At 67.0% G+C, this 23,075-nt stretch carries 17 protein-coding genes; 13 read left to right on the top strand and 4 right to left on the bottom strand.

Annotated features, from left to right (window positions below; translation table 11 throughout):
• Positions 1-15 precede the first annotated feature (15 nt).
• Both secD and yajC read right to left on the bottom strand, forming a co-directional pair.
• Positions 16-1,899 (bottom strand): protein translocase subunit SecD, encoded by a 1,884-nt coding sequence (gene secD, locus ACTG4X_RS33690; protein WP_093055363.1) that lies wholly within the window; start codon positions 1,897-1,899, stop codon positions 16-18.
• 89 nt (positions 1,900-1,988) lie between these two features.
• Positions 1,989-2,321 carry a preprotein translocase subunit YajC gene (yajC, locus tag ACTG4X_RS33695; RefSeq protein WP_013544185.1) on the bottom strand — a complete coding sequence of 111 codons (333 nt, stop codon included), beginning with the start codon at positions 2,319-2,321 and terminating at the stop codon, positions 1,989-1,991.
• A 365-nt stretch (positions 2,322-2,686) separates the two neighbouring features.
• On the opposite strand from yajC, the gene ACTG4X_RS33700 reads away from it, so the two are divergent.
• Complete coding sequence (locus ACTG4X_RS33700) at positions 2,687-3,772, top strand: PDDEXK nuclease domain-containing protein (protein WP_097197672.1); 1,086 nt, start codon at positions 2,687-2,689, stop codon at positions 3,770-3,772.
• Positions 3,773-3,794: 22 nt separating this feature from the next.
• Here the strand turns inward: ACTG4X_RS33700 and ACTG4X_RS33705 are convergent, their stop codons facing one another.
• Positions 3,795-7,406: an indolepyruvate ferredoxin oxidoreductase family protein gene (locus ACTG4X_RS33705; protein WP_440532971.1), complete on the bottom strand. Its 3,612-nt coding sequence runs from the start codon at positions 7,404-7,406 to the stop codon at positions 3,795-3,797.
• Positions 7,407-7,584: 178 nt separating this feature from the next.
• Between ACTG4X_RS33705 and ACTG4X_RS33710 the strand changes: the two genes are divergently transcribed.
• Positions 7,585-8,082, top strand: a complete 498-nt coding sequence (locus tag ACTG4X_RS33710) for an Lrp/AsnC family transcriptional regulator (RefSeq protein WP_093055358.1) — start codon at positions 7,585-7,587, stop codon at positions 8,080-8,082.
• A 10-nt stretch (positions 8,083-8,092) separates the two neighbouring features.
• Here the strand turns inward: ACTG4X_RS33710 and ACTG4X_RS33715 are convergent, their stop codons facing one another.
• Entirely contained in the window at positions 8,093-9,769 is a 1,677-nt protein-coding gene (locus ACTG4X_RS33715; protein ID WP_440532972.1) for a M28 family metallopeptidase, read from the bottom strand.
• Positions 9,770-9,961: 192 nt separating this feature from the next.
• Between ACTG4X_RS33715 and ACTG4X_RS33720 the strand changes: the two genes are divergently transcribed.
• The 11 genes from ACTG4X_RS33720 (at position 9,962) to ACTG4X_RS33770 (ending at position 23,066) form a co-directional block, all read left to right on the top strand.
• Positions 9,962-10,720: a basic amino acid ABC transporter substrate-binding protein gene (locus ACTG4X_RS33720; protein ID WP_440532973.1), complete on the top strand. Its 759-nt coding sequence runs from the start codon at positions 9,962-9,964 to the stop codon at positions 10,718-10,720.
• Between the two features lie 80 nt (positions 10,721-10,800).
• Positions 10,801-11,571, top strand: a complete 771-nt coding sequence (locus ACTG4X_RS33725; protein WP_093076217.1) for an amino acid ABC transporter permease — start codon at positions 10,801-10,803, stop codon at positions 11,569-11,571.
• A 29-nt stretch (positions 11,572-11,600) separates the two neighbouring features.
• A complete protein-coding gene (locus tag ACTG4X_RS33730; RefSeq protein ID WP_093055350.1) occupies positions 11,601-13,226 on the top strand; it encodes an MFS transporter in 1,626 nt (541 codons plus the stop codon).
• Positions 13,223-14,401, top strand: a complete 1,179-nt coding sequence (locus ACTG4X_RS33735; protein ID WP_440532974.1) for an MFS transporter — start codon at positions 13,223-13,225, stop codon at positions 14,399-14,401. Before ACTG4X_RS33730 ends, ACTG4X_RS33735 begins: the two co-directional genes overlap by 4 nt.
• A 158-nt stretch (positions 14,402-14,559) precedes the next feature.
• Positions 14,560-17,190, top strand: coding sequence for an autotransporter family protein (locus ACTG4X_RS33740; RefSeq protein ID WP_440532975.1), 2,631 nt, complete (start codon positions 14,560-14,562; stop codon positions 17,188-17,190).
• Between the two features lie 176 nt (positions 17,191-17,366).
• Positions 17,367-18,188: a creatininase family protein gene (locus ACTG4X_RS33745; protein WP_093076220.1), complete on the top strand. Its 822-nt coding sequence runs from the start codon at positions 17,367-17,369 to the stop codon at positions 18,186-18,188.
• A gap of 13 nt (positions 18,189-18,201) precedes the next feature.
• Complete coding sequence (locus ACTG4X_RS33750; protein WP_093055344.1) at positions 18,202-19,002, top strand: ABC transporter ATP-binding protein; 801 nt, start codon at positions 18,202-18,204, stop codon at positions 19,000-19,002.
• The gene (locus tag ACTG4X_RS33755) at positions 18,980-19,867 is read left to right on the top strand and encodes an ABC transporter permease (RefSeq protein WP_176928797.1); all 888 of its coding nucleotides are present in this window, start codon (positions 18,980-18,982) and stop codon (positions 19,865-19,867) included. The genes ACTG4X_RS33750 and ACTG4X_RS33755 overlap by 23 nt, the downstream gene beginning before the upstream one ends.
• Positions 19,857-21,236: an FAD-binding oxidoreductase gene (locus ACTG4X_RS33760; RefSeq protein WP_440532976.1), complete on the top strand. Its 1,380-nt coding sequence runs from the start codon at positions 19,857-19,859 to the stop codon at positions 21,234-21,236. The genes ACTG4X_RS33755 and ACTG4X_RS33760 overlap by 11 nt, the downstream gene beginning before the upstream one ends.
• A gap of 56 nt (positions 21,237-21,292) precedes the next feature.
• Positions 21,293-22,321 carry an ABC transporter substrate-binding protein gene (locus ACTG4X_RS33765; protein WP_093055340.1) on the top strand — a complete coding sequence of 343 codons (1,029 nt, stop codon included), beginning with the start codon at positions 21,293-21,295 and terminating at the stop codon, positions 22,319-22,321.
• Positions 22,322-22,475: 154 nt separating this feature from the next.
• A complete protein-coding gene (locus ACTG4X_RS33770) occupies positions 22,476-23,066 on the top strand; it encodes an NAD(P)H-dependent oxidoreductase (RefSeq protein ID WP_093055338.1) in 591 nt (196 codons plus the stop codon).
• Positions 23,067-23,075: the final 9 nt, after the last annotated feature.

Raw genomic sequence — 23,075 nt, forward strand, 5'->3', positions numbered from 1 at the left:
TGTCTCTTCTGCCTCTTACTTCGTTTCGGCCACGGCAGCGCCGTCGGTCTTGGGGCGCCAGACCGTGCCGATGGACACCGTCTTGAGCTTCTTCTTCTGGCCGTACCAGAAGTTCACGAGGCCGCGCGAGAAGAACACCGCCGAGAACATCGAGGTGACGATGCCGATGCAGTGCACCACCGCGAAGCCGCGCACCGGCCCCGAGCCGAAGGCCAGCAGCGCGATGCCCGCGATCAGCGTGGTCACGTTGGAGTCGAGGATGGTGCCCCAGGCGCGTTCGTAGCCCGCATGAATGGCCGCCTGCGGCGACGCCCCGTTGCGAAGTTCTTCGCGCACGCGCTCGTTGATCAGCACGTTGGAGTCGATGGCCACGCCAATGGCAAGCGCCATGGCCGCGATGCCCGGCAGCGTGAGCGTGGCCTGCAGGATCGAGAGAATGGCCACCAGCAGCATCAGGTTGACGGCCAGCGCGATCGACGAGAACAGGCCGAACAGCGCGTAGTAGATGCACATGAACACCATGATCGCGGCGAAGCCGTACATCACGCTGTCGAAGCCCTTCTTGATGTTTTCGGCGCCCTGCGTCGGGCCGATGGTGCGTTCCTGGATGATTTCCATCGGCGCGGCCAGCGAGCCGGCGCGCAGCAGCAGCGCGAGGTCGTTGGCTTCGGCCACGGTCATCGAACCCGACACCTGGAAGCGGTTGCCCAGCTCGCCGTTGATCGACGGGGCCGTGAGCACTTCGCCCTTGCCCTTCTCGAAGATCAGCATGGCCATGCGCTTCTTGTAGTTCTCACGGCTGACGTCACGCATGATGGTGCCGCCCTTGGAGTCCATGGTCAGGTCGACCTTGGGCTGGTTGCTCTGCTGGTCGAAGCCGGGCTGCGCGTCGGTGAGGTTCTCGCCGGTGACCAGCACCTGCTTCTTCACGATCACCGGACGGCCCGAGCGGTCGAGGAATTTCTCGGAACCGAAGGGCACCGGACCGCCGTTCAGTTCAGCCGAGCGGCCTTCGGCGCTTTCGTCCACCAGGCGCATTTCGAGCGTGGCGGTGCGGCCGATGATCCGCTTGGCTTGGGCCGGGTCCTGCATGCCGGGCAGCTGCACGACGATGCGGTCGATGCCCTGCTGCTGGATCACCGGCTCGGCCACGCCGAGTTCGTTGATCCGGTTGTGCAGCGTCGTCACGTTCTGCTTGAGTGCCGCGTCCTGGATGCGGCGCGCGGCTTCGGGCTTGATGCTGGCCACGATGCGCCATTCGGAGCCCTGCTGGCTCTCGACCGTGGTGAGGTCGGGCATCTGGTCCTGGATCAGGCGCCGGGCGGTTTCCACGCTGTCGGCGTCGCGCAGCGTGATCTCGACGGTCTGGCCGTTGCGGTTCACGGCGCTGCCGCGAACCTTCTTTTCGCGCAGGCCCATGCGGATGTCGCCGGCGAAGGACTCGGCCTTCTTGTCGAGCACGCCGCGCATGTCGACCTGCAGCAGGAAGTCGACGCCGCCGCGCAGGTCGAGGCCCAGGTACATCGGGAAGGCGTGCAGCGCGGTCAGCCACGAGGGCGAGCGCGACACCAGGTTCAGCGCCACCACGTAGGAGGGGTCGTCCGCATCGGGCACCAGCGCCTGCTGCAGCGTGTCGCGCGCCTTGATCTGGTCGTCGGTGGTGGCAAAGCGCGCACGCACCGCGGTGGGTTCGAGGCTCAGCAGATCGGGCGTGAGGCCGGCCGTCTTGAGCAGCCCTTCGACCCTGGCCTGGGTAGCCGCGTCGATCTTGACGGTGGACTTGGCCGCCGACACCTGCACTGCAGGCGCCTCACCGAAGAAATTGGGCAGGGCGTAGACGAGTCCCACGAGCAACACGATCACGATGATCGCGTACTTCCAGACCGGGTAACGGTTCATGAGAGGGCGCTTTTTACAAGCTTTTCAGAAATGGAACACGGCGTGAAATGGGGCCCTGCGCCGCAAAGCGCAAGGCTCGGCTCACGCTTTTATTTGACGGCGCCCTTGGGCAGGACCTGCACGACGGCGCTGCGCTGGATCTTGATCTCGATGCCGTTGGCGATCTCGAGGCCGAGGTACTGGTCGCCCAGCGAGGTGATCTTGCCGAGCACGCCGCCGGCGGTGGCGACTTCGTCGCCCTTGGCCAGGGCTTCGATCATGGCGCGGGCTTCCTTCTGGCGCTTCATCTGGGGCCGGATCATGACGAAATACAGCACCACGAACATCAGCACCAGGGGCAGCATGCTGCCGAGGGAAGACAACATGTCACCGCCGCCGGCTGCAGCGGGCGCGGTCTGGGCGAAAGCAGAGGAAATGAACAAGAGAGTCTCCAGCAGAGGGAAGAGAAAACGAGAGGAGCGCGGACCGGGGTCCGTCATTCCGCCTCTTTCGCGGCTTCGCGGCCACAAGGGAAACGGGCCGCAAATCAAAGCTTGGCGGGGCTTGGCCGCGCACAGCACCGGGCATTGTATTCGGGGCGCGGCGCCTCTCAGGGCGCTATCCCGGCGCGACGCGCGGGGCTTTCAGGAAGCTTCCAAGCCCCGCATTTGCTGCATTTTTGATAGCAATTCCTGCAAATATCACCGGCTTTCAGCTCTTTTCCGGACTACACCGTATTGCACGTGGAGGCCGAGGTGACAGCCGCCGGACAATTCCACCCGCATGACGCGCAAAGCAAGGAGCCTCCATGAGCAAGCGCAATAGCTTGACGACAGCCAACGCCACACCGGCGCTTCACGAGGGGCCGGATCCCCTCCTGGCAGACCTGCGGCAACTGATCGAGCAAGCCCGGCAAACGGCCGTCGCCGCCGTGAACGCGGGGCTGACGCTCATGTACTGGCGCATTGGCCAGCGCATCCGCACCGAAGTGCTTGGGGGCCAGCGTGCCGGCTACGGGGAAGAAATTGTCGCAACGCTGTCGCGACAATTGGCGAGCGACTACGGACGCGGTTTCGAGGAGAAGAACCTCCGGCGCATGGTGCAGTTCGCCGAGGTGTTCCCGTCCGAGCAAATTGTCGTGCCACTGATACGACATTTGAGCTGGACGCACTTTCTCGCGTTGCTGCCGGTCAAGGACCCGCTCGCCCGCGACTTCTATGCACAGATGTGCCAACTGGAAGGCTGGAGCGTTCGTACGCTGCGGGAGCGCATTGGCTCGCTGCTCTACGAACGCACCGCGGTCTCGCGCCAGCCCGACGTGTTGATCCGCCAGGAACTCGACGAACTGCAGCGCCAGAACCCCACCGAGCCGGCGCTGCTGTTGAAAGACCCCTATGTGCTCGACTTCCTGGGCTTGCAGGACCGCCATCTGGAGAAGGATCTCGAGGACGCCATCCTGCGCGAGCTGGAGAGCTTTCTGCTCGAGCTCGGGGCGGGCTTCAGCTTTGTCGCTCGGCAACGGCGCATCCAGCTCGACAACGACGATTTCTACATCGACCTGCTCTTCTACAACCGCAAGCTGCGCCGCCTGGTGGCGATCGAGCTGAAGCTGGGCGAATTCCGCGCCGAGTACAAGGGCCAGATGGAGCTGTACCTGCGCTGGCTGGCCCGCCACGACCAGGAGCCGGGCGATGCGCCCCCGCTGGGCATCATTCTTTGCACCGGCAAGAAGCAGGAGCAGATCGAACTGCTCGAGCTGAACAAGTCAGGCATTCACGTGGCGGAATACCTCACCGTCCTGCCGCCTCGCGAAGTATTCGAACAGAAGATTCACGGCGCCCTGATGGCTGCACGCGCCCGGCTCGACGGCCGGCTCGCGGACAAGACCGACTGAGCCGACCTCCAGCAATCCTGGATCAGGCCGCCACGCGCTGCGCCTGCGGGTTGCGCCACTTGGCCATCAGTTCGCTCCAGCGGGTGCGGGCCGCTGCCAGGTTGCGATCCTTCACGTGGCCGTAGCCGCGGATCTGCTCGGGCAGGCTGGCGATCTCCAGCGCCAGCGCGTGGTTGTCGGCGCGCAGGGCGCCGATCACTTCCTCGATGCTGGCGCGGTATTCGCCGATCAGCGCGCGCTCGGTCTTGCGCTCTTCGGTGCGGCCGAAGATGTCGAGCGCCGTGCCGCGCAGGCCCTTGAGCTTCGCGAGGAACCTGAAGCCGGTCAGCATCCAGGGGCCGAACTTCTGCTTCTGCAGCTGCCCCTTGGAGTTCTTCTTCGCGATGATCGGCGGAGCCAGGTGGTAGTTGAGCTTGTAGTCACCTTCGAACATGCCCTCGACGCGGTCGAGGAAAGTGCGGTCGGTGTGCAGGCGGGCGACTTCGTACTCGTCCTTGTATGCCATCAGCTTGAACAGGTAGCGCGCGACCGCCTCGGTCAGCGCCGTGCTCTTGCCGGTGGTCGACTCGGCCTGCTGCACCTTGCCCACGAACTGCCTGTATTCGTCGGCATAGGCCGCGTTCTGGTAACCGGTCAAGAACTCCACGCGGCGCGCCACGATGGCCTCGACCGACTCGCGCTTCTTGAACTCGATGACCTGGCCCGGGCGCACGCGCTTTTGCAGCTCTTCGGGCCGCACCGCTGCCTGGCGGCCCCATTCGAACGCCGTCTTGTTGTTCTCGACCGCCACGGCGTTCAGCTCGATGGCGCGCATCAGCGACTCGTGCTCCAGCGGGATCCAGCCCTTCTGCCAGGCGTAGCCCAGGATCATCGGGTTGACGTAGATGGTGTCGCCCATCAGCGTGGTCGCGGCGGCGTCGGCATCGAAGGTGCCCATGCCGTCGATGCCCACAGCGCGCGCGATCTCGGCTGCGCAGGCGTCTTCGGGGTTCTGCCAGTTGGCGTTGCGCACGAAGGCGGCCGTCGGCGCGCTGTGGCTGTTGAGCGCCACGTGCGTGCGCCCTTCGCGCATGCGCGCCATGGTTTCGGCATTCACCGTGACCAGCGGATCGCAGGCCAGGATCAGGTCGGCCGCCGCGGTGCCCACGCGCGTGGTGCGGATGTCGTCCTGCGTGTCGCCGATGAGCACGTGGCTCCAGGTGGCGCCGCCCTTTTGCGCAAGGCCGGCCGCGTCCTGCGTGACGATGCCCTTGGCCTCGATGTGCGCGGCCATGCCCAGCAGCTGGCCGATGGTGATCACGCCGGTGCCACCAACGCCCGCCACCACCACGCCCCAGACCTTGCCGCCCACCAGCGACGGAATCGCGGGCTCGGGCAGCAGGCCGAACTCGGCCGGTGTGGCCGCCTTGTTCTTGCCCTTCTTCTTGAGCTGGCCGCCTTCGACCGTCACGAAGCTCGGGCAGAAGCCCTTCAGGCAGCTCATGTCCTTGTTGCAGCTGCTCTGGTTGATGGTGCGCTTGCGGCCGAATTCGGTCTCCAGCGGCTCCACGCTCAGGCAGTTGCTCTGCACGCTGCAGTCGCCGCAGCCTTCGCAGACCAGCTCGTTGATGACCACGCGCTTGGCCGGATCGACGGCCGTTCCCCGCTTGCGGCGGCGGCGCTTCTCGGTGGCGCAGGTCTGGTCGTAGATGATGGCCGTGGTGCCGGGGATCTTGCGGAACTCGCGCTGCACGTCGTCGAGCAGGTCGCGGTGCTTGACCTGCACGTGGTCGCCGGGGATGTTCACGCCCTCGTACTTCTCGGGCTCGTCGGTGACGATGACGACCTTCTTGGCGCCCTCGGCATGCAGGCTCTCGGCAATCTGCAGCACCGAGTGGCCTTCGGGCCGTTCGCCGACCTGCTGGCCGCCCGTCATGGCGACCGCGTCGTTGTAGAGGATCTTGTAGGTGATGTTCACGCCCGCCGCGATGCTCTGGCGAATGGCGAGCAGGCCGCTGTGGAAGTACGTGCCGTCGCCCAGGTTCGCGAAGATGTGCTGGTCGGTCGTGAAGGGCTGCTGGCCCACCCATGGCACGCCCTCGCCGCCCATCTGCGTGAAGCCGATGGTGGAGCGGTCCATCCAGGTCGCCATGAAGTGGCAGCCGATGCCGCCCATCGCGCGCGAGCCTTCGGGCACCACGGTGCTGGTGTTGTGCGGGCAGCCCGAGCAGAACCAGGGCTGGCGCGTGGCGTCGACCACGCTGGTGGAAGCTTGCTGCACCACCATCGAACGCTCCTTGGCTTCGAGGATGGCGAGCTGCGCGTCGATGCGCGCGGCCATGTCGGCACCGGCGGCGGCCAGCAGGCCGGTCTTCCTGAGGCGCGTGGCGATGGCCTTGGCGATGAGCGCGGGGTTCAGGTCGGCGTTGGCGCGCAGCAGCGTGTGGGAGGTCGGGTTGGGCATCGACCATTCGCCGCCCGAGTAGCCCTCGGCCGCGTGCACCTCGCCCTCGTCGAACTTGCCGACCACGTTGGGCCGCACGTCGGGGCGCCAGTTGTAGAGCTCTTCCTTGAGCTGGTATTCGATGACCTGGCGTTTCTCCTCGACCACCAGAATCTCTTGCAGGCCGGTGGCGAATTCGCGCGTGAGCTGCGCTTCCAGCGGCCACACCACGCCCACCTTGTGCAGGCGAATGCCGAGCTGGCGGCAGGCCGCGTCGTCCAGGCCCAGGTCGATCAGCGCCTGGCGGGTGTCGTTGTAGGCCTTGCCGCTGGCCATGATGCCGAAGCGGTCGTTCGGGCCCTGAATGACGTTGTGGTTCAGCCGGTTGGCGCGGATGTAGGCCAGCGCGGCGTACCACTTGTAGTGCATGAGCCGGGCTTCCTGCTCCAGCGCATGGTCGGGCCAGCGGATGTGCAGGCCGCCGGGCGGCATTTCGAAGTCGGTGGGAATGACGATCTCGACGCGCTCGGGGTCGATCATGGCCGTGGCGCTGGACTCGACGATTTCCTGGATCGTCTTCATGCCCGACCACACGCCCGAGAAGCGGCTCAGCGCGAAGGCGTGGATGCCCAGGTCGAGAATTTCCTGCACGTTCGCCGGGAAGAACACCGGCGTGCCGCAGGCCTTGAAGATGTGGTCGCTCTGATGCGCGGCCGTGCTGCTCTTGGAGATGTGGTCGTCGCCCGCCACAGCGATCACGCCGCCGAACTCGGTGGTGCCGGCCATGTTGGCGTGCTTGAACACGTCGGAGCAGCGGTCCACGCCCGGGCCCTTGCCGTACCAGATGCCGAAGACGCCGTCGAACTTGTTGGTGCCCTGCGGAGAGAAGCCCAGCTGCTGGGTGCCCCACAGCGCGGTGGCGGCCAGCTCTTCGTTCACGCCGGGCTGGAAGACGATGTTCTGTTCCTTGAGGAACTTGCTGGCCTTCCACAGCGCCTGGTCGTAGCCGCCGAGCGGGGAGCCGCGGTAGCCGCTGATGAAGCCGGCGGTGTTCTTGCCGGCCTGCTGGTCGCGCAGGCGCTGCAGCATGGGCAGCTTGACGAGGGCCTGGACGCCGCTCATGAAGGCACGGCCGTAGTCCAGAGAGTATTTGTCGTCGAGCGTGACGGTCTCCAGGGCCTTGCGAATGTGCGCAGGTAGCGGTGCATTCATGTTCTTTGTCTCCGTATGGCAGGGCCTTGTGAGCCTGGCTGATTACTGTGGGTCTGTGCCCGGGTAGGGCACGAGCCCATGATCGTGCAAAGTGTATGCCGGGGTCCGCGACAGGTGTTTGCGTTCTTTGCCTTGAAAAACCCGCTTCCAGAAAGAATCTTGCTTAAGATTGCCATCCATGGAAAGCATTGACAAGTTCGACCTCGCAATCCTGCAAGAACTGCAGGCCGACGGCCGCCTCACGAATGCCGAGCTTGCGCAGCGCGTGGGCCTCTCGGCCGCGCCCTGCTGGCGCCGGGTGCGCGCGCTGGAAGAGGCCGGCTTCATCAAGGGCTACCACGCCGAAATCGACCGCCACAAGATCGGCCTGGGCGTGCTCGCCTTCGTGCGCGTGGACACCGAGCGCGTCACGCACGAGGCCACCCGCAGGCTCGAAGACGCGATCCGCAAGCTGCCCGACGTGATCGCCTGCCACTACATCAGCGGCACCGGCACCTTCGAGCTGCAGGTAGTGGCGCAGGACCTCGACAGCTTCTCGACCTTCGCGCGCCAGCACCTCATGAACCTGCCAAACGTGAAAGACCTGCACACCAGCTTCTCGCTGGGCGAGGTAAAGGCCAGCAGCGCACTGCCGCTGGGCCATCTCGGCGGTTCCGCTCGGACGCGCGCGTCTTAGGCGTCTTGGATCAGCGCCGCTCCCCTCGGCTGGCCTCGCGGATCGCGCGGAATTCCGACCCCTGCCCCCACTCCGGCCAGCGGCGGCTGTTGGCCAGCGTCTCGCCCACTCGGTAGAGCAGCGGCAGGTCGTGCGCCATGCCGGTGAAGGACCAGTCGGCGCGCCATTCGTCGGCCGGCTGGTGGTAGCGCTCGGCGGTGTAGGCCTTGCTGGCCGCTTCGCCGGCCGCGAGGCCGCCTTCCACCAGGTCGTTGCCCGAGGCGAAGGACAACGCCGGCACACCGCGCTTGGCAAACGAGAAATGGTCGGAGCGGAAGAAATAGCCAGCTTCGGGGTGCGGGTCCGGCGCATAGGCCAGGCCGAAGCCCTTGGCCTGCTCGACCAGCAGATCCTGCAATTGCGAGGCCGCGCTGCCCGAGGTGCTGAAATTGCGCGCCGGGCCTTCCGGGCCGAGCGCATCCATGTTGATGACAGCCACGGTCCGCGCCAGCGGATACAGCGGTTTGGCGCCGTAGTACTCGGAGCCGAGCAGGCCGCGCTCCTCGGCCGTCACGGCCAGGAAGACGACGGAGCGCTCGGGCTTCCTGGGCGCGCTCGCGAAGGCGCGGCCCATCTCGATCAGCGCGGCCAGCCCCGTGCCGTTGTCGACCGCGCCGTTGTAGATCTTGTCGCCCCTGGCATCGGGCGCGCCCACGCCCAGGTGGTCCCAGTGAGCGCTGTAGATCACCGTCTCGCCGGGCCGCTTGCGGCCCTCGATGCGGCCCACCACGTTCTTCGAGACGATCACCTGCCGATCGATCGCGTACTCGGCCGACAGGCTCGCATCCTTCAGCAGCTGCGGCTGGAACTCGCGCGTTTGCGCGAGCTTCTTCTGCGCCTCGAAGTCCAGGCCCGAGCGGCGCAGCAGATCGACCGCCACCTCGCGCTGGATCCAGCCCTCCAGCTTCGGATGCACGGCGGCCGGCTTTTCGCGCTCGATGTCGAGCATGGTCGCGGTGTTGGAGTTCTTGACCGTGGCCCAGCCATAGGCGGCAGGAGCGGTCTCGTGCACGATCAGCACGCCCAGCGCACCACGGCGCGCGGCCTCTTCGAACTTGTAGGTCCAGCGGCCGTAGTAGGTCATTGCCTTGCCGCCGAAGTCGCCGCTGCCGGTTTCGAAGTCGGGGTCGTTCACCAGCACGACGGCGATCTTGCCCTTCAGGTCGACGCCCTTGTAGTCGTCCCAGCGCCGCTCGGGCGCGCTGACGCCGTAGCCCACGAACACCAGCGGCGCCTGCTGGATCACTACCGCGGTCGAGCCGTCGAGCGCGGCGCGCACCGCGATCTGCTCGCCCTGCACGAGCGCGTCGCTATGAGCCCCCACCTGGAGCATGAGCCGCGGCGTGCCGTGGAACTCGGTCTTCACCAGCGGCACCGATTGCGTCCAGCCACGCCGCCCATTTTCGAGATCGCCTCCCGGTGCGAGGCCTGCGGCCTTGAACTGGGCCACGAGATAGTCGACCGTCTTGGCCTCCGCTGGCGTAGCCGGCGCGCGGCCCTCGAAGTCGTCGCCGGAAACCGTCTTCACGATCTGCGACAGGCGCTGCGGATCGAAGCGCGGCGCCGGAGGATCAGCCGCCAGCGCGCTCGCAGCGCTGCATGTAAGGCCGATGCCACAGAGAAGAAAAGCAAGCCGCGAGGTCGTCATGCAAGGCTCCTGAACCGGGAAGCCCCGGATACTAGTCAGCAGGCCGCGATCGCTCCCCGATGCCCTTCATCTCTCCCGGAGAACCTTAGTTAGCCCCGCACTCCAGGGAGCGCCCCGGGGGCGGCCGATAGCGACAGCCTAAAATCCCCGCCCACCACCTCCCGCCGGACGGCGAAAAAGCAAGGACCCCGAATGAATCCACTCCGCCGCGCCCTGGCCCTGGGCCTCGCTGCCGCCACGCTCGCCCTTGGCGCCCAGGCCCAGAACCGCGAACTGACGGTGGCCTCCAGCGCCACCTACGCGCCTTTCGCCTTCGAGAACAAGGACAAGCAGATCGTCGGCTTCGACATCGACATCATCAACGCCATGGCCAAGCAGCAGGGCCTGAAGATCAAGATCGTCAACACGCCCTTCACCGGCATCTTCGGCGCGCTGAACAACGGCGACGTCGACCTCGTGATCTCGGGCGTCACCATCAACGAGAAGCGCAAGCAGAGCTACGACTTCACGCCTCCCTACTTCGCGGCCCGCCAGCTGATCGCGCTGCCGAAGAACAGCAAGGTCGCCTCGCTGAAGGACCTGGCCGGCAAGAAGATCGCCGTGGTCAGCGCCTCCACCGCCGACGACATCGCCTCGCGCGAATTCGGCAAGACCAACCCCGACATCCGCCGCTTCGAGAGCACGCCGCTCATCATTTCCGAGCTGGCCGGCGGCGGCGTCGATGCAGCCATGGGCGACAACGGCGTGATCGCCTATCGCGTGGCGCAGAACCCCGAGCTGAAGACGCTGGACGACAAGTCCTTCCCCGAAGAAGGCTTCGGCATCGTCGTGAAGAAGGGCGACAAGCCGCTGCTCGACAAGCTCACGGCCGGCCTCGCGGCCATTCGCGCCGACGGCAGCTACGTGACGATCTACAAGAAGTGGTTCAACAAGGACCCGAACGTGCGCTGAGCCGCACGGCATTTCCCTGAACACGGCCGCCCTCACGCGGCCGTTTCGTTTTTCGTTGACTGAGAGTTGAGGACGCAAGCATGGAACAACCAGTGCTGCTTTTCGGATGGTTCCGCTGGGACATCCTGGTGGAATACAAAGACCTGTTCTGGCAGGGCGCCTGGATGACGCTGCGCATGACGGTGGTCTGCGTGCTGCTGGGTTCCAGCTGGGGGCTGTGCCTTGCGCTCGCACGCCTGGCGCACCCGCGCCATGCGCCGTGGACCTGGGTGGCGCGTTTCTTCCTGCGCTGGCCGGCCACGGTGTACGTGAGCTTCTTTCGCGGCACGCCGCTGTTCGTGCAGATCCTGCTGATCCACTTCGCGGTGATGCCGGTCTTCATCCACCCGACCTCGGGCATCCTGATCGACGGCGAACTCGCGCGCACGCTCAAGCAGGAGCACGGCGCGCTCATCTCGGGCGTGGTGGCGCTCACGCTCAACTCGGCGGCCTACATCTCCGAAGTGTTCCGCGCGGGCATCCAGTCGATCTCTCGCGGGCAGTTCGATGCCGGCCGCTCGATCGGCTTTTCGCCCGCGCAGGTGATGCGCTACGTGGTGCTGCCGCAGGCCTTCCGCCGCATGCTGCCGCCGCTGGGGAACAACGCCATCGCGCTGCTGAAGGACACCTCGCTGGTCTCCGCCATCGGCCTGGCCGAGCTGGCCTACGCCGCGCGCACCGTGGCCGGCGCCTATGCGCGCTACTGGGAGCCGTACCTCGCGATCTCGGTCATCTACTGGGTGATGACGCTGGTGCTCACGACGATGCTGCGCCGCCTCGAACACCGCCTGGCACGCAGCGACAGGGGTTGAGAGAAGAGGCCGCGCCACAATAGCGGCACATGCCACCCATATCCCCCGAAGAGACACCGATCCCGCCCGCGCGGCCGCAGCCAACGAAGCTCGCGGCCCTCGAGCCCCTCAAGCTCCCCGTGTTCCGCATGCTGTGGAGCACATGGCTCGTCGCCAACATCTGCATGTGGATGAACGACGTGGCCGCCGCGTGGATGATGACCTCGCTGACCACCTCGCCCATCTGGGTGGCGCTGGTGCAGTCGGCCTCCACGCTGCCGGTTTTCCTGCTGGGCCTGCCCAGCGGCGCGCTGGCCGACATCCTCGACCGCCGGCGCTGGCTGGTTGCCACGCAGTTCTGGCTGGCCGGCACCGCCATCGTGCTGTGCGCCGCGCTGGCGCTCGACCTCATGACCGCGCCGCTGCTGCTGGCGCTCACGTTTGCCAACGGCATCGGCCTGGCGCTGCGCTGGCCGGTGTTCGCGGCCATCGTGCCCGAGCTGGTGCCGCGGCCGCAGCTGCCGGCCGCACTCGGCCTGAACGGCATCGCGATGAACGCCTCGCGCATCGTCGGCCCGCTCACGGCCGGCATGCTGATCGCGAGCGCGGGCAGCATCTGGGTCTTTGCGCTGAACGCGGTGCTGTCGGTGGCCTCGGGCTTCGTGGTGCTGCGCTGGCGGCGCGAGCACACGCCCAACCCGCTGGGCCGCGAGAAGCTCATCAGCGCGATGCGCGTGGGCGTGCAGTTCGTGCGGCAGTCGCAGCGCATGCGCGCGGTGCTCACGCGCATCTCGATCTTCTTCTTTCACTCGACCGCACTGCTGGCGCTGCTGCCGCTGCTGGCGCGCAACCTCCAGGGCGGCGGCGCGGGCACCTTCACGCTGCTGCTGGCGGCCATGGGCGCGGGCGCGATCATCGCGGTGCTGTTCCTTCCGCGGCTGCGCCAGGCGCTGGGGCGCGACCAGCTGGTGCTGCGCGGCACGCTGCTGCAGTCGGGCGCCACAGCCGTCATGGCCTTCGCGCCCAACGCATGGGTCGCGGTGCCCGCGATGTTCTTCGGCGGCATGGCGTGGATCACGGTGGCCAATTCGCTGTCGGTGTCGGCCCAGCTCGCACTGCCCGACTGGGTGCGCGCGCGCGGCATGTCGATGTACCAGATGGCGATCATGGGCGCGAGCGCGATCGGCGCGGCGATCTGGGGGCAGGTGGCCACGGTCACCTCGCTGGTCGCCAGCCTTTCCGTCGCCGCCATCAGCGGCACGCTGCTGATGCTCATGGCCCTGCGCTGGGTCACCGACGTGAGCGGCGAGGACGACACCAGCCCCGCGCAGGCCGGCTGGGCCGCCGGCCCGCCGACCGAGGCGCCGCAGGAAGACGGCCGCGTGGTCATCACCGTCGAATTCATGATCGACCCGGCTCGCGCCGCGGCCTTCCACCTCGTGATGCAGCAGACCCGCCGCGCGCGCCTGAGCCAGGGCGCCATCGGCTGGGAGCTGCTGCACGACATCGCGCAGCCGGAGCGCTACGTGGAGCAGATCGTCGACGAGTCGTGGACCGACCACCTGCGCCGCTTCAACCGCGCGACGGCCAGCGACATGGCATTGCGCGAGCGGCGGCTGGCCTTTCACCTCGGCGAATCGCCGCCCGTGGTCACGCGCTATGTGGTGCGGCGATGAGCATGAAAACCTCGCAGATCGCAACGCTCTTCGGCTGCCTCTTCCTCATCGGTTCGGCGGAGGTGCTCGCCGGCCCGATGATGGGCGCCATGAGCGCCGACTTCGGCGTTCGCTCCAGCGCCATCGCCTACCTGCCCGCCGCCTACGGGCTCAGCTATGGCGCGGTGGCCCTGCTGGCAGGACCGCTGTCGGACCGCTGGGGACGCAAGCGGCCGCTGCAGGCGGGGCTGCTCGGGTTCGCGCTGCTCAGCGCGCTCATTCCCAGTGCACCCTATCTGCTGGCGGCCATCGTCCTGTCGGCGTTGGCCGGTGTGTGCGCGGCCGTCGTTCAGCCCAACGCGCTGGCCCTGGTGGCCGACGAATCGCCGCCCGAGCAGGTGGGAAGACGCCTGGGCCACGTCTTCATCGGCCTGATGCTGGCGTTCGTTCTCACGCCCGTGCTGGCGGGGCGGCTGGCGGATACGTGGGGATGGCGGTCGGCCTACTACGCGCTGGCCGCCCTCGCCGTGCTGGCCGCGCTGGCGGTTTCGCGCGCCTTCGCCGATCGCGTACCCGGCGCCGGCTCGCATGCGATGCACATGGACTTCATGGCCACGCACCGCGAAGCACTGAAGACGCCCGGTGCCCGCCGCCGGCTGTCGGCCAGCTACCTCTGGCTCGGCTGGGTCGCGGGGTTCGGGGCGGTGGTGGCGGAAGTCGCCTCGCGGAAGCTGTCGCTGTCTCCCACCGACACCGGCTTGCTGGCGGGCTTCTACGGCCTGGCCGTGATCGCCGGCAACCTCGCGAGCGGCAAGCTGCAGCGCATGGCGGGCGAAGTCGCATTGCCGGGCGCCGCGCTCGTCGCGGCCGTGGGCCTGCTCGGCTTCATGCTGCCGGTCGGGTCGATGGCCCAACTGGCGCTGCTCGGCTTGCCATGGGCCTTCGGCTATGGCTGCGCTGGGCCCTTGCACCATGCCAGGCTGAGCGCGCTGTCCGAGCGCTGCCGGGGCACCATCAACTCGTACCACGCGAGCCTGCTCAACCTGGGCATCTTCTCGGTCTCGTTCGCGCTGGGCACCGTCGTCCCGCGCTTTTCCGTGACCCTGTTTTGCGGCCTGGTGGGCGTTGTCACGCTGCTCGGCGCATGCCTGCTCATTCCGTGGCCGCGCCGCAAGACGCAGGCCGTGGCGGCCTGAAAGACACCGGCGCCCGCGCCGTCTCACTACAGCAACATGCAAACATTCGCTCGATTGTTTCTTGATTGTTAATCGTGCCAAATGTCTTGGCAAATGGTCAAACGACCGCCCAGCCCCAGGGTCATGCACGAGAGACAACCAAGAACAAAGGAGCAAGCATGAGCATCGCGCGATCGCATCGGATTCCGCGTCACCTTCCTTCCCCCTCCCCTCTAGTTCACTGCCTTGCGGCAACGCTCGCCACGCTGGCCGCCGATGGCGCCTATGCCGCCTGCGCGCCAACCGCCACGCCGGGCTCGAACACCGCCGTGGTCTGCGACGGCGCAACGACCGGTTCGGCCAGCGTGATCGCCACGCCGGGCAGCACCGGCGTCAGCATCACCGTGAACAACGGCGCCACGCTCAGCACCAACGCCACGCAGGTCCTGCTGGTGCGCGATGCCAGCACCATCACGAACAACGGCACCATCACCGTCTCGGGCGGCTCGGGTTCTGCCCGCGCGGCGATGGTCGCCACGGGCAATGACAACACCCTGACCAACAACGGCGCCATCCGCACGACGAGCAGCAGCACCTCCGGCATCCTGGTGACATCGAACAGCAGCACGCGCACGGTCATCACCAACAACGGCAGCATCAGCACCACGGGCGGCAGCTCGCACGGCGTCTCCATGCTGGGCCCGGGCAACACGGTGATCAACAACGGCACCATCAATACCAGCGGCACCTCGGCCAAGGGCGTCTACCTGCAGGGCGGCAACCTCGTCGCCAACCTGCTGGTGAACACCGGCACCATCACCACCACCGGTGCCAACTCGCCCGCGGGCGGCGCCGACGCGGTGCATGCGAACACGCTCGGCTCCAGCTTCTTCTCGCGCGTGGAGAACCGGGCCGGTGGCACGCTGTCGAGCGCCAACGGCTACGGCTATCGGGGCCAGAACGGCAACGACGTGCTGGTCAACGCCGGCACCATCGAAGGACACGGCGGCACCGCCAACACCGACGCGATCTACATGGGCGCGCTCGGCAACGGCACGCTGATATTGCAGACCGGCTCGGTCATCCGTGGCGGCGCCGACGGCGGCGTCGGAAAAACCGCCAGCACCTTCCTCGAAGGCAGCGGCACGGTGGACAACGCATTCCGCAATTTCCAGAACCTGACGATGCGCGGCACCGAATGGTCGTGGCTGACCGACGCGAATTTCTCCGACTCGATACGGGTGGAGTCCGGCCGCTTCAACCTCCCCGCGACGCTGACGAGCCCCGTCATCACGGTGCTCCCCGGCACAACGGTGGCCGGCACCGGCACCTTCGCGGGCAACGTGACCAACCAGGGCACGCTGCTGCCCGGCCCCAACGACGGCGTGAACTTCGGCGCCTTCACCGTGCGCGGCAACTACTTCGGCGGCAGCGGCGCGCTGATGCAGGTCAACACCGTGCTGGCGGGCGACAACTCGCCATCGGACAAGCTGGTGATCGATGGCGGCGCGGCTTCGGGCAGCACCGGCATCCGCGTGGTCAACCGCGGCGGCCTGGGCGCGCCCACGCTGGCCGACGGCATCCTGGTGGTGCAGGCACTCAACGGCGCCACCACGGCCCCCACCGCGTTCTCGCTGACCCAGGCGGTCGAGGCCGGCGCCTACAACTACCGGCTGTTCCGAGGCGGCGCGGCCGGCAACAGCCCCGACAACTGGTACCTGCGCAACAACGGCTACCTGGTCGGCGGCACCGTGGTGGGCTCGCTGACAGAAGCTCTCGCGGTCCTCAACGAAACGCCGCCGGTGCCCGGCGCACCGCCAGCCGCCATGTCGGTGGAACCGGTCAAGCTCTACCGGCCCGAGGTCCCGCTCTACAGCGCCCTGCCGATCGCGGTGCGCCGCCTCGGGCTCGCGCAGCTGGGCAGCTTCCACGACCGGCAGGGCGACCAGCAATTGCTGGCCGGCGACGGGGACAGCGAAGGCCGGCAGGCCTCGTGGGGCCGCGTGTTCGGCGAGAGCACGCGGCAGCGCCTGCGCGGCGATGCGAATCCGCAGTTCGACGGCAACGTCCACGGCCTGCAGCTCGGCCACGACTTCCTGGTGGGCACCGACGCCGCCGGCGGACGCAACCGCGTTGGCGTGCTGGGCGGCTACACGCGCGCCAGCGGCAGCGCGAGCGGCGTCGCCGACGGCGCCACCAACGAGGCTGCCGGCCGGCTGAGCGTGGAGGGCTACAGCCTCGGCGCGTACTGGACCCGCATTGCGAGCAGCGGCTGGTACAGCGACGCCGTGCTTATGGCCACCCGCTTCAAGACCGACGCGATTTCCACGCTCGGCCGCGGCGGCAGGCCGCACGGCAAGACGATCACCGCATCGCTGGAAGCGGGCTATCCGTTTGCCCTGAGCGACACCGTGACGCTGCAGCCACAGGCGCAGCTGATCTGGCAGCGCAGCTCGATCGACGATTTCGACGACGGCCTTTCCACCGTGCGCTTCCAGCGCGACAACGCCGTCACCGGCCGGCTGGGCGCGCGGCTCGAAGGCCGCTTCGACGCGGGCGGCGGCGTCTGGAAGCCGTACCTGAAGGTCAACCTGTGGCACACCTTCAGCGGCAGCAACGCGCTCTACTTCGGGCCCACCGACCAGGTCGTCAACCGCCGCAATTCGAGCGCGCTCGAAGTCGGCGGCGGCGTTGTCGGCGAGGTGAACAAGACGCTGGCGGTCTACGGCGGCCTGGCGTACACCAGCGCCATCGGCATCACCGAGCAGACCGGCGTGCAGGGGCAAGTGGGGCTGCGCCTGCGCTGGTGAACCCCGGGCGGCGGGCGCTCGGGGTCAATTTTTGACCATTCGAGCAAATTTGATGGCATGCAGCTTGCATGAGATCGGTCATGAAAGATCAACGGGTATCCACGGATAGCCAATCTTTTTTGACCGTATGGATAATTTAGACCATCATCTCGTCCGTCGCCACGAGGTACACCACGATGAATCCGCCCCCACTGCGCAGCCGTTTCTGGTCTGACCTGACCAGTGAAGAGTTCTCCCGCCTCGACCGTGAACGGCTGATCGCCGTGCTGCCCGTGGGCGCGACCGAACAGCACGGCCCCCACCTGCCGATGTCGACCGACACCGCCACCATCGACGGCATGGTGCGCGCCACGCTGCCGCACCTGCCCGACGACCTGCCGGTGCTGTTCCTGCCCACCGTGCCCTATGGCAAGAGCAACGAACACTCGCGCTACCCCGGCACGCTCACCGTGTCGGCGAACACGCTAATCTCGCTGTGGACCGACATCGGCGCCTGCGTTGCCAAGGCCGGCGTGCGCAAGCTGGTGCTCTACAACAGCCACGGCGGCCAGATGAGCGTGATGGACATCGTGGCGCGCGACCTGCGCGAAGCCCACGACATGATGGTCGTGGCCGCCAACTGGTACACGCTGGGCCTGCCCGAGGGCCTGTTCACCGCGCATGAAGGCAGGCACGGCATCCACGCCGGCGACCTCGAAAGCTCGGTCATGCTGCACCTCACGCCCGACTACGTCCGCAAAGACCAGTTCCAGAACTTCAGCTCGATGACGGAGCAACTGGCCGCCGAGAACAAGTTCCTGTCGATCACCCCCAGCGGCAAGCTCGGCTGGCAGATGCACGACATCAACCCCGCGGGCGCAGCCGGCGACGCCACGCGCGCCACCGCCGAAAAGGGCGCGGCGGTGCTCGACCACGTGGGCCGCCGCTTCGTCGAGCTGCTGCACGAGGTCGACCGCTTCCCCCTGTCGCGCCTCGCCAACCAACCCGCCTGGCGCTAGGCTCGCAGCCATCATGGAAAGCACCACGCCATCCACCCCGCCGCTGGTCACCCTGCGCAACGTCAGCAAGCGTTTCGCCAACGGCACGCTCGCGCTGCAGGGCATGACGCTCGACATCGGCGAGCACGACTTCATCAGCTTCCTGGGCCCATCGGGCTGCGGCAAGAGCACCGCGCTGCGCCTCATCGCGGGGCTCACGCGCCTCAGTTCGGGCGACATGCACTGGTCGGGTGCCAACACCGGAAAGACGCAGAGCGACCGCGACCTGGGCTTCGTGTTCCAGGAGCCCACGCTCATGCCCTGGGCCAAGGTGTTCGACAACGTGTGGCTGCCGCTCAAGCTCGCGGGCATGAGCCGCGACGCGGCTGCGCCGGTGGTGCAGCAGGTGCTTGAAATGGTCGGGCTCTCGCGCTTTGCCGACGTGTACCCGCGCGAGCTCTCGGGCGGCATGAAGATGCGCGTGTCGATTGCGCGCGCACTGGTCACGCACCCACGGCTGCTGCTGATGGACGAGCCCTTTGCCGCGCTCGACGAGATGACGCGCATCAAGCTCAACAACGACCTGCTGGCCATCTGGCGCGAGCACCGCTTCTCGGTCGTGTTCGTCACGCACAGCGTGTACGAGTCGGTGTATCTGTCGAACCGCATCGTGGTGATGGCGGCGCGCCCTGGCCGCGTGATCGACGAGATCCGCATCGACGAACCCTATCCGCGCGGCGAAGAGTTCCGCACATCGAGCCGCTACAACGCGCACTGCACTGCCGTGTCGCAATCCCTGCACGGAGCCCTGCATGGCCTCGACATCGATCACTGAGCCCGTCGCCCTCGCGGATGCCAATGCGGATGCGGCGCCCTCCGAGGCATCGCTGCGCGCGCACGAAGACCGGCTGCGCCGGCGCGAGTCGCTGCTGCGCATCGTCGTGCCCGCGGGCATCGTCGTGCTGCTGCTGCTCATCTGGGAATGGACGGTTCGCGCCAACAACATCCCGCACTACATCCTGCCCGCGCCTTCGCTCATTCTTCGCACGCTGTTCGACAACTGGGATTCGCTGTCCAGCGCTCTGTGGTTCACGGTGAAGCTCACGCTGCTCGCGCTCGCCGCGGCCATCGTCGGCGGCGTGCTGCTGGCCATTGCGTTCGCGCTCTTCAAGTGGGTGGAAATCGGCCTGTTCCCGATCGCCGTGATCCTGCAGGTGACGCCGATCATCGCGATCGCGCCGCTGATCCTGATCTACGTGTCGAGCACCACGGCGGCGCTGCTGCTGTGCGCGTGGATCGTGGCCTTCTTCCCGATCCTGTCGAACACCGTCATCGGACTGAAAAGCGCGGACAGCAACCTTCGCGACCTGTTCCAGCTCTACAAGGCCTCACCGTGGCAGACCTTCCGCTACCTGCTCGCGCCCAGCGCGCTGCCGTATTTCATGGCGGGCCTGAAGATCGCGGGCGGGCTGAGCCTGATCGGCGCGGTGGTGGCCGAATTCACGGCCGGCACGGCGGGCAAGGAGACGGGGCTGGCATCGCGCATTCTCGAATCGAGCTTCCGCACCGAGATTCCGATGATGTTCGCGGCGCTGCTGCTGGTGTCGTTGCTGGGCATCGTGATCTTCATCGTGTTCGCGGCCTTGTCGCGGCTGGTGCTCGGGCATTGGCACGAAAGCGAAATGCGCCGTGAACGCTAGGACCATCGTGCCCGCCGTCGACTGGGATGCCGTGCGCGCCGACCTGCGCGGCCTCAACCTGATCACCGCGCCGGCCCAGCGCAAGCAGCTGTCGAAAGACTTCTACTGGTACAGCCCCATCCTCAGCGCGCAGCTCGCGGGCTGCGTGGCCGACCTCGTCGTCAAGGTCAGCACCGAAGACGACGTGCGGCAGGCCGCCGCCGTGGCCGCAAAATGGAAGCTGCCGCTCACCGTACGCGCCGGCGGCACCGGCAACTACGGCCAGTGCGTGCCACTCGAAGGCGGCATCGTGCTCGACGTGACGCAGATGTGCCGCGTGCTCGACATCAACCCCGGACGCATCCGCGTCGAGGCCGGCGCGCGCATGCACGACATCGACCTCGCCGCACGCGAGACCGGCCAGGCGCTGCGCATGTGGCCCTCGACCTGGCACGTGGCGTCCATCGGCGGCTTCATCGCGGGCGGCTTCGGCGGCATCGGCTCGTTCCGCCACGGCATCCTGCGCGACCCCGGCAACCTGCTGCGCGCGCGCGTGATGACGGTGGAGCGCGAGCCGCGCATCATCGAACTGCACGGCGACGAGATCCAGCAGGTGCACCACGCCTATGGCACCAACGGCGTGATCCTCGACGTGGAAGTCGCGCTGAGCCCCGCCGTCGAATGGGTGCACTGCACGGTGCTCTTCGAGACCTATCGCGGCGCGCTCGATTTCGGCATTGCGGCGCAGGCGCCTTCGCTCGACATCTTCCTGCTCTCGACGGTGGAGGCGCGTTTCTCGCCCTACTACACCGCCATGCGCGACCGATTTCCGGCCGACCGGCACGCCGTGTTCGCCATGGTCTCGCCCGAGTCGATGGCGGACTTTCGCGCCTTGGCCGATGCACAGGGCGGCACGATCTCGGTCGCCGGCACCGAAGCCGAGCTGCTCGCCGAAGGCCTGCCCCCGGCCTACGAGTGCGCGTTCAACCACACGACGCTGCAGGCGCTGAAGGCAGACCGCGGCTGGACCTACCTGCAGGTGGCCTACGCCCAGCCCTTCGACCCGGCCGTGGTCGAGCGCCATCTGCAGATCTTCGGCGACGACGTGCTGCAGCACCAGGACTTCGCGCGCGCCAACGGCGAGTGCGGCACCTTCGGCATCCTGCTCGTGCGCTGGAAGGGCGAGGCCCACCAGTACGAAGTGATCCGCGAGATCGAGTCGCAGGGCGGCTGCCAGATCTTCAACCCGCACGTCGTCACCATCGAGGACGGCGGCATGAAGACCATCGACACGCAGCAGATCGAATTCAAGAAGCGCAGCGATCCGATGGGGCTGATGAATCCCGGCAAGACGCGCGGCTGGTCGCCAGAGATGGCTACCGAACGCTGAAAAGATTTAGTCTCCGCATCCCGTACCTTCCAAAACCTCCACAGGAGTCCGTCCCCATGCGCATCCCCGCTTTCAATCTCCGACCGCTTGCTTTCGGCCTGGCCCTCGCGGCCGCCGCCTTCGCCGCGCAGGCGCAGGAAAAAGTGGTGTTCGCCACCAACTGGAAGGCGCAGGCCGGCCACGGCGGCTTCTACCAGGCGCTGGTGGACGGCACCTACAAGAAGTACGGCCTCGACGTCGACATCCAGCAGGGCGGCCCGATGGTCAACAACCGGCCGATGCTGCCGGCCGGCAAGGTCGACTTCCTGATGACCGGCAACCTGCTGCAGTCCTTCGACAACGTGAAGAACGGCGTGCCCACGGTGGTGGTCGCGGCCTTCTTCCAGAAAGACCCGCAGGCCATGTTCGCCCACCCGGGCCAGGGCTTCGACACCTTCAAGGACATGACCAAGGCACCCGTGGCCTTCATCGGCAAGGACGGCCAGTTCAGCTTCTGGCAGTGGATGAAGTCGGAGCACGGCTTCAAGGATTCGCAGCTCAAGCCCTACACCTTCAACGTGGGCCCCTTCCTGGCCGACAAGAAGTCGATCCAGCAGGGCTATGCGATTTCGGAGCCGCTGTCGATCAAGGCGCAGGCCGGCTTCGACCCGGTGGTGCAGCTGCTGGCAGACAACGGCTTCTCGACCTACTCGACCACCATCGAGACGCGCGCCGACCTGATCAAGACCAAGCCCGAGACGGTGCGCAAGTTCGTCGAGGCCTCGATCATCGGCTGGAACAACTACCTCTACGGCGACAACAAGGCCGCCAACGAGATGATCGCCAAGATCAACCCCGACTCGCCCGTGGCCGCCTCGCAGGGCTCCATCGAGCTGATGAAGAAGATGGGCATCGTCGACAGCGGCGAATCGCTCACCAAGGGCATCGGCGCGATGGACGAGGCCCGCGTGAAGGACTTCTACGACAAGATGGTCAAGGCCGGCCTGTACAAGACCGGCGAGGTCGATCTCTCGAAAGTCGTGACCACGCAGTTCGTCAACAAGGGCGTCGGCGTCGACGTCCGCAAGAAGCTCACAGGCAAGTAAGCACACCGATTTTTTCCCGTGGGTCGCGCGGGGCTTGCGCCGGGGTCAGATGCCGGCGCCTGGGTTGCCATAAGGCACCGCGCGGCCTTTCACTCCTTGGGCTCTGACCCCGTCTCGCCAGCGACGCAAGTCCTGAGCGAACCGGCCCTCAACCATGAAAACGCTAGTCGTCCACTGCCATCCGAACCCTGACAGCTTCAATCACGCGCTCTATCGCACCGCCCTCGAGGCGCTCGAACCGCGACACCCCGTCAAGGCCATCGACCTGTACGCCGAGGGCTTCGACCCGACGCTGACACGCGAAGAGCGCATCGCCTACCTCGACAACCCCGACCTGATCCGCGAACGCGTGAAACCCCACGTCGAAGCGCTGCTGTGGGCCGAGCATCTTGTGTTCGTGTTTCCCACCTGGTTCCACGGGCCGCCGTCGATGCTCAAGGGCTGGCTCGAACGGGTGTGGCTGCCGGGCGTGGCCTTCCTGCCGGCGGAACGCAAGGGGCAGCTCGCGAAGTCGGGCATGCGGCACATCAGGCGGCTGACGGTGGTGACCACCGGCGGCTCGCCGCGCTGGTTCGTGCTGATGATCGGCGACCCGGGCCGGCGGCTGTTCACGCGCGCGCTGCGAGCGCTGTTCGCGTGGCGCTGCAAGGTGACGTGGCTGCAGCTGCACGACATGAACGCAGCGACCGCACGCGATCGGACCCATTTCATCGAGCGCGTGTCGCGCAAGCTGGGCAGCATCTAGAAAACATCG

Source organism: Variovorax sp. YR566, from assembly GCF_051992195.1.
In the GTDB taxonomy this organism is placed as follows: Bacteria; Pseudomonadota; Gammaproteobacteria; order Burkholderiales; family Burkholderiaceae_C; genus Variovorax.

Bases quoted from the DNA above. Each gene is read 5' to 3' on its own strand.
- secD (WP_093055363.1), bottom strand. From the start codon at position 1,899: ATGAACCGTTACCCGGTCTGGAAGTACGCGATCATCGTGATCGTGTTG.
- ACTG4X_RS33700 (WP_097197672.1), top strand. From the start codon at position 2,687: ATGAGCAAGCGCAATAGCTTGACGACAGCCAACGCCACACCGGCGCTT.
- ACTG4X_RS33705 (WP_440532971.1), bottom strand. From the start codon at position 7,406: ATGAATGCACCGCTACCTGCGCACATTCGCAAGGCCCTGGAGACCGTC.
- ACTG4X_RS33710 (WP_093055358.1), top strand. From the start codon at position 7,585: ATGGAAAGCATTGACAAGTTCGACCTCGCAATCCTGCAAGAACTGCAG.
- ACTG4X_RS33715 (WP_440532972.1), bottom strand. From the start codon at position 9,769: ATGACGACCTCGCGGCTTGCTTTTCTTCTCTGTGGCATCGGCCTTACA.
- ACTG4X_RS33720 (WP_440532973.1), top strand. From the start codon at position 9,962: ATGAATCCACTCCGCCGCGCCCTGGCCCTGGGCCTCGCTGCCGCCACG.
- ACTG4X_RS33725 (WP_093076217.1), top strand. From the start codon at position 10,801: ATGGAACAACCAGTGCTGCTTTTCGGATGGTTCCGCTGGGACATCCTG.
- ACTG4X_RS33730 (WP_093055350.1), top strand. From the start codon at position 11,601: ATGCCACCCATATCCCCCGAAGAGACACCGATCCCGCCCGCGCGGCCG.
- ACTG4X_RS33735 (WP_440532974.1), top strand. From the start codon at position 13,223: ATGAGCATGAAAACCTCGCAGATCGCAACGCTCTTCGGCTGCCTCTTC.
- ACTG4X_RS33740 (WP_440532975.1), top strand. From the start codon at position 14,560: ATGAGCATCGCGCGATCGCATCGGATTCCGCGTCACCTTCCTTCCCCC.
- ACTG4X_RS33745 (WP_093076220.1), top strand. From the start codon at position 17,367: ATGAATCCGCCCCCACTGCGCAGCCGTTTCTGGTCTGACCTGACCAGT.
- ACTG4X_RS33750 (WP_093055344.1), top strand. From the start codon at position 18,202: ATGGAAAGCACCACGCCATCCACCCCGCCGCTGGTCACCCTGCGCAAC.
- ACTG4X_RS33755 (WP_176928797.1), top strand. From the start codon at position 18,980: ATGGCCTCGACATCGATCACTGAGCCCGTCGCCCTCGCGGATGCCAAT.
- ACTG4X_RS33765 (WP_093055340.1), top strand. From the start codon at position 21,293: ATGCGCATCCCCGCTTTCAATCTCCGACCGCTTGCTTTCGGCCTGGCC.
- ACTG4X_RS33770 (WP_093055338.1), top strand. From the start codon at position 22,476: ATGAAAACGCTAGTCGTCCACTGCCATCCGAACCCTGACAGCTTCAAT.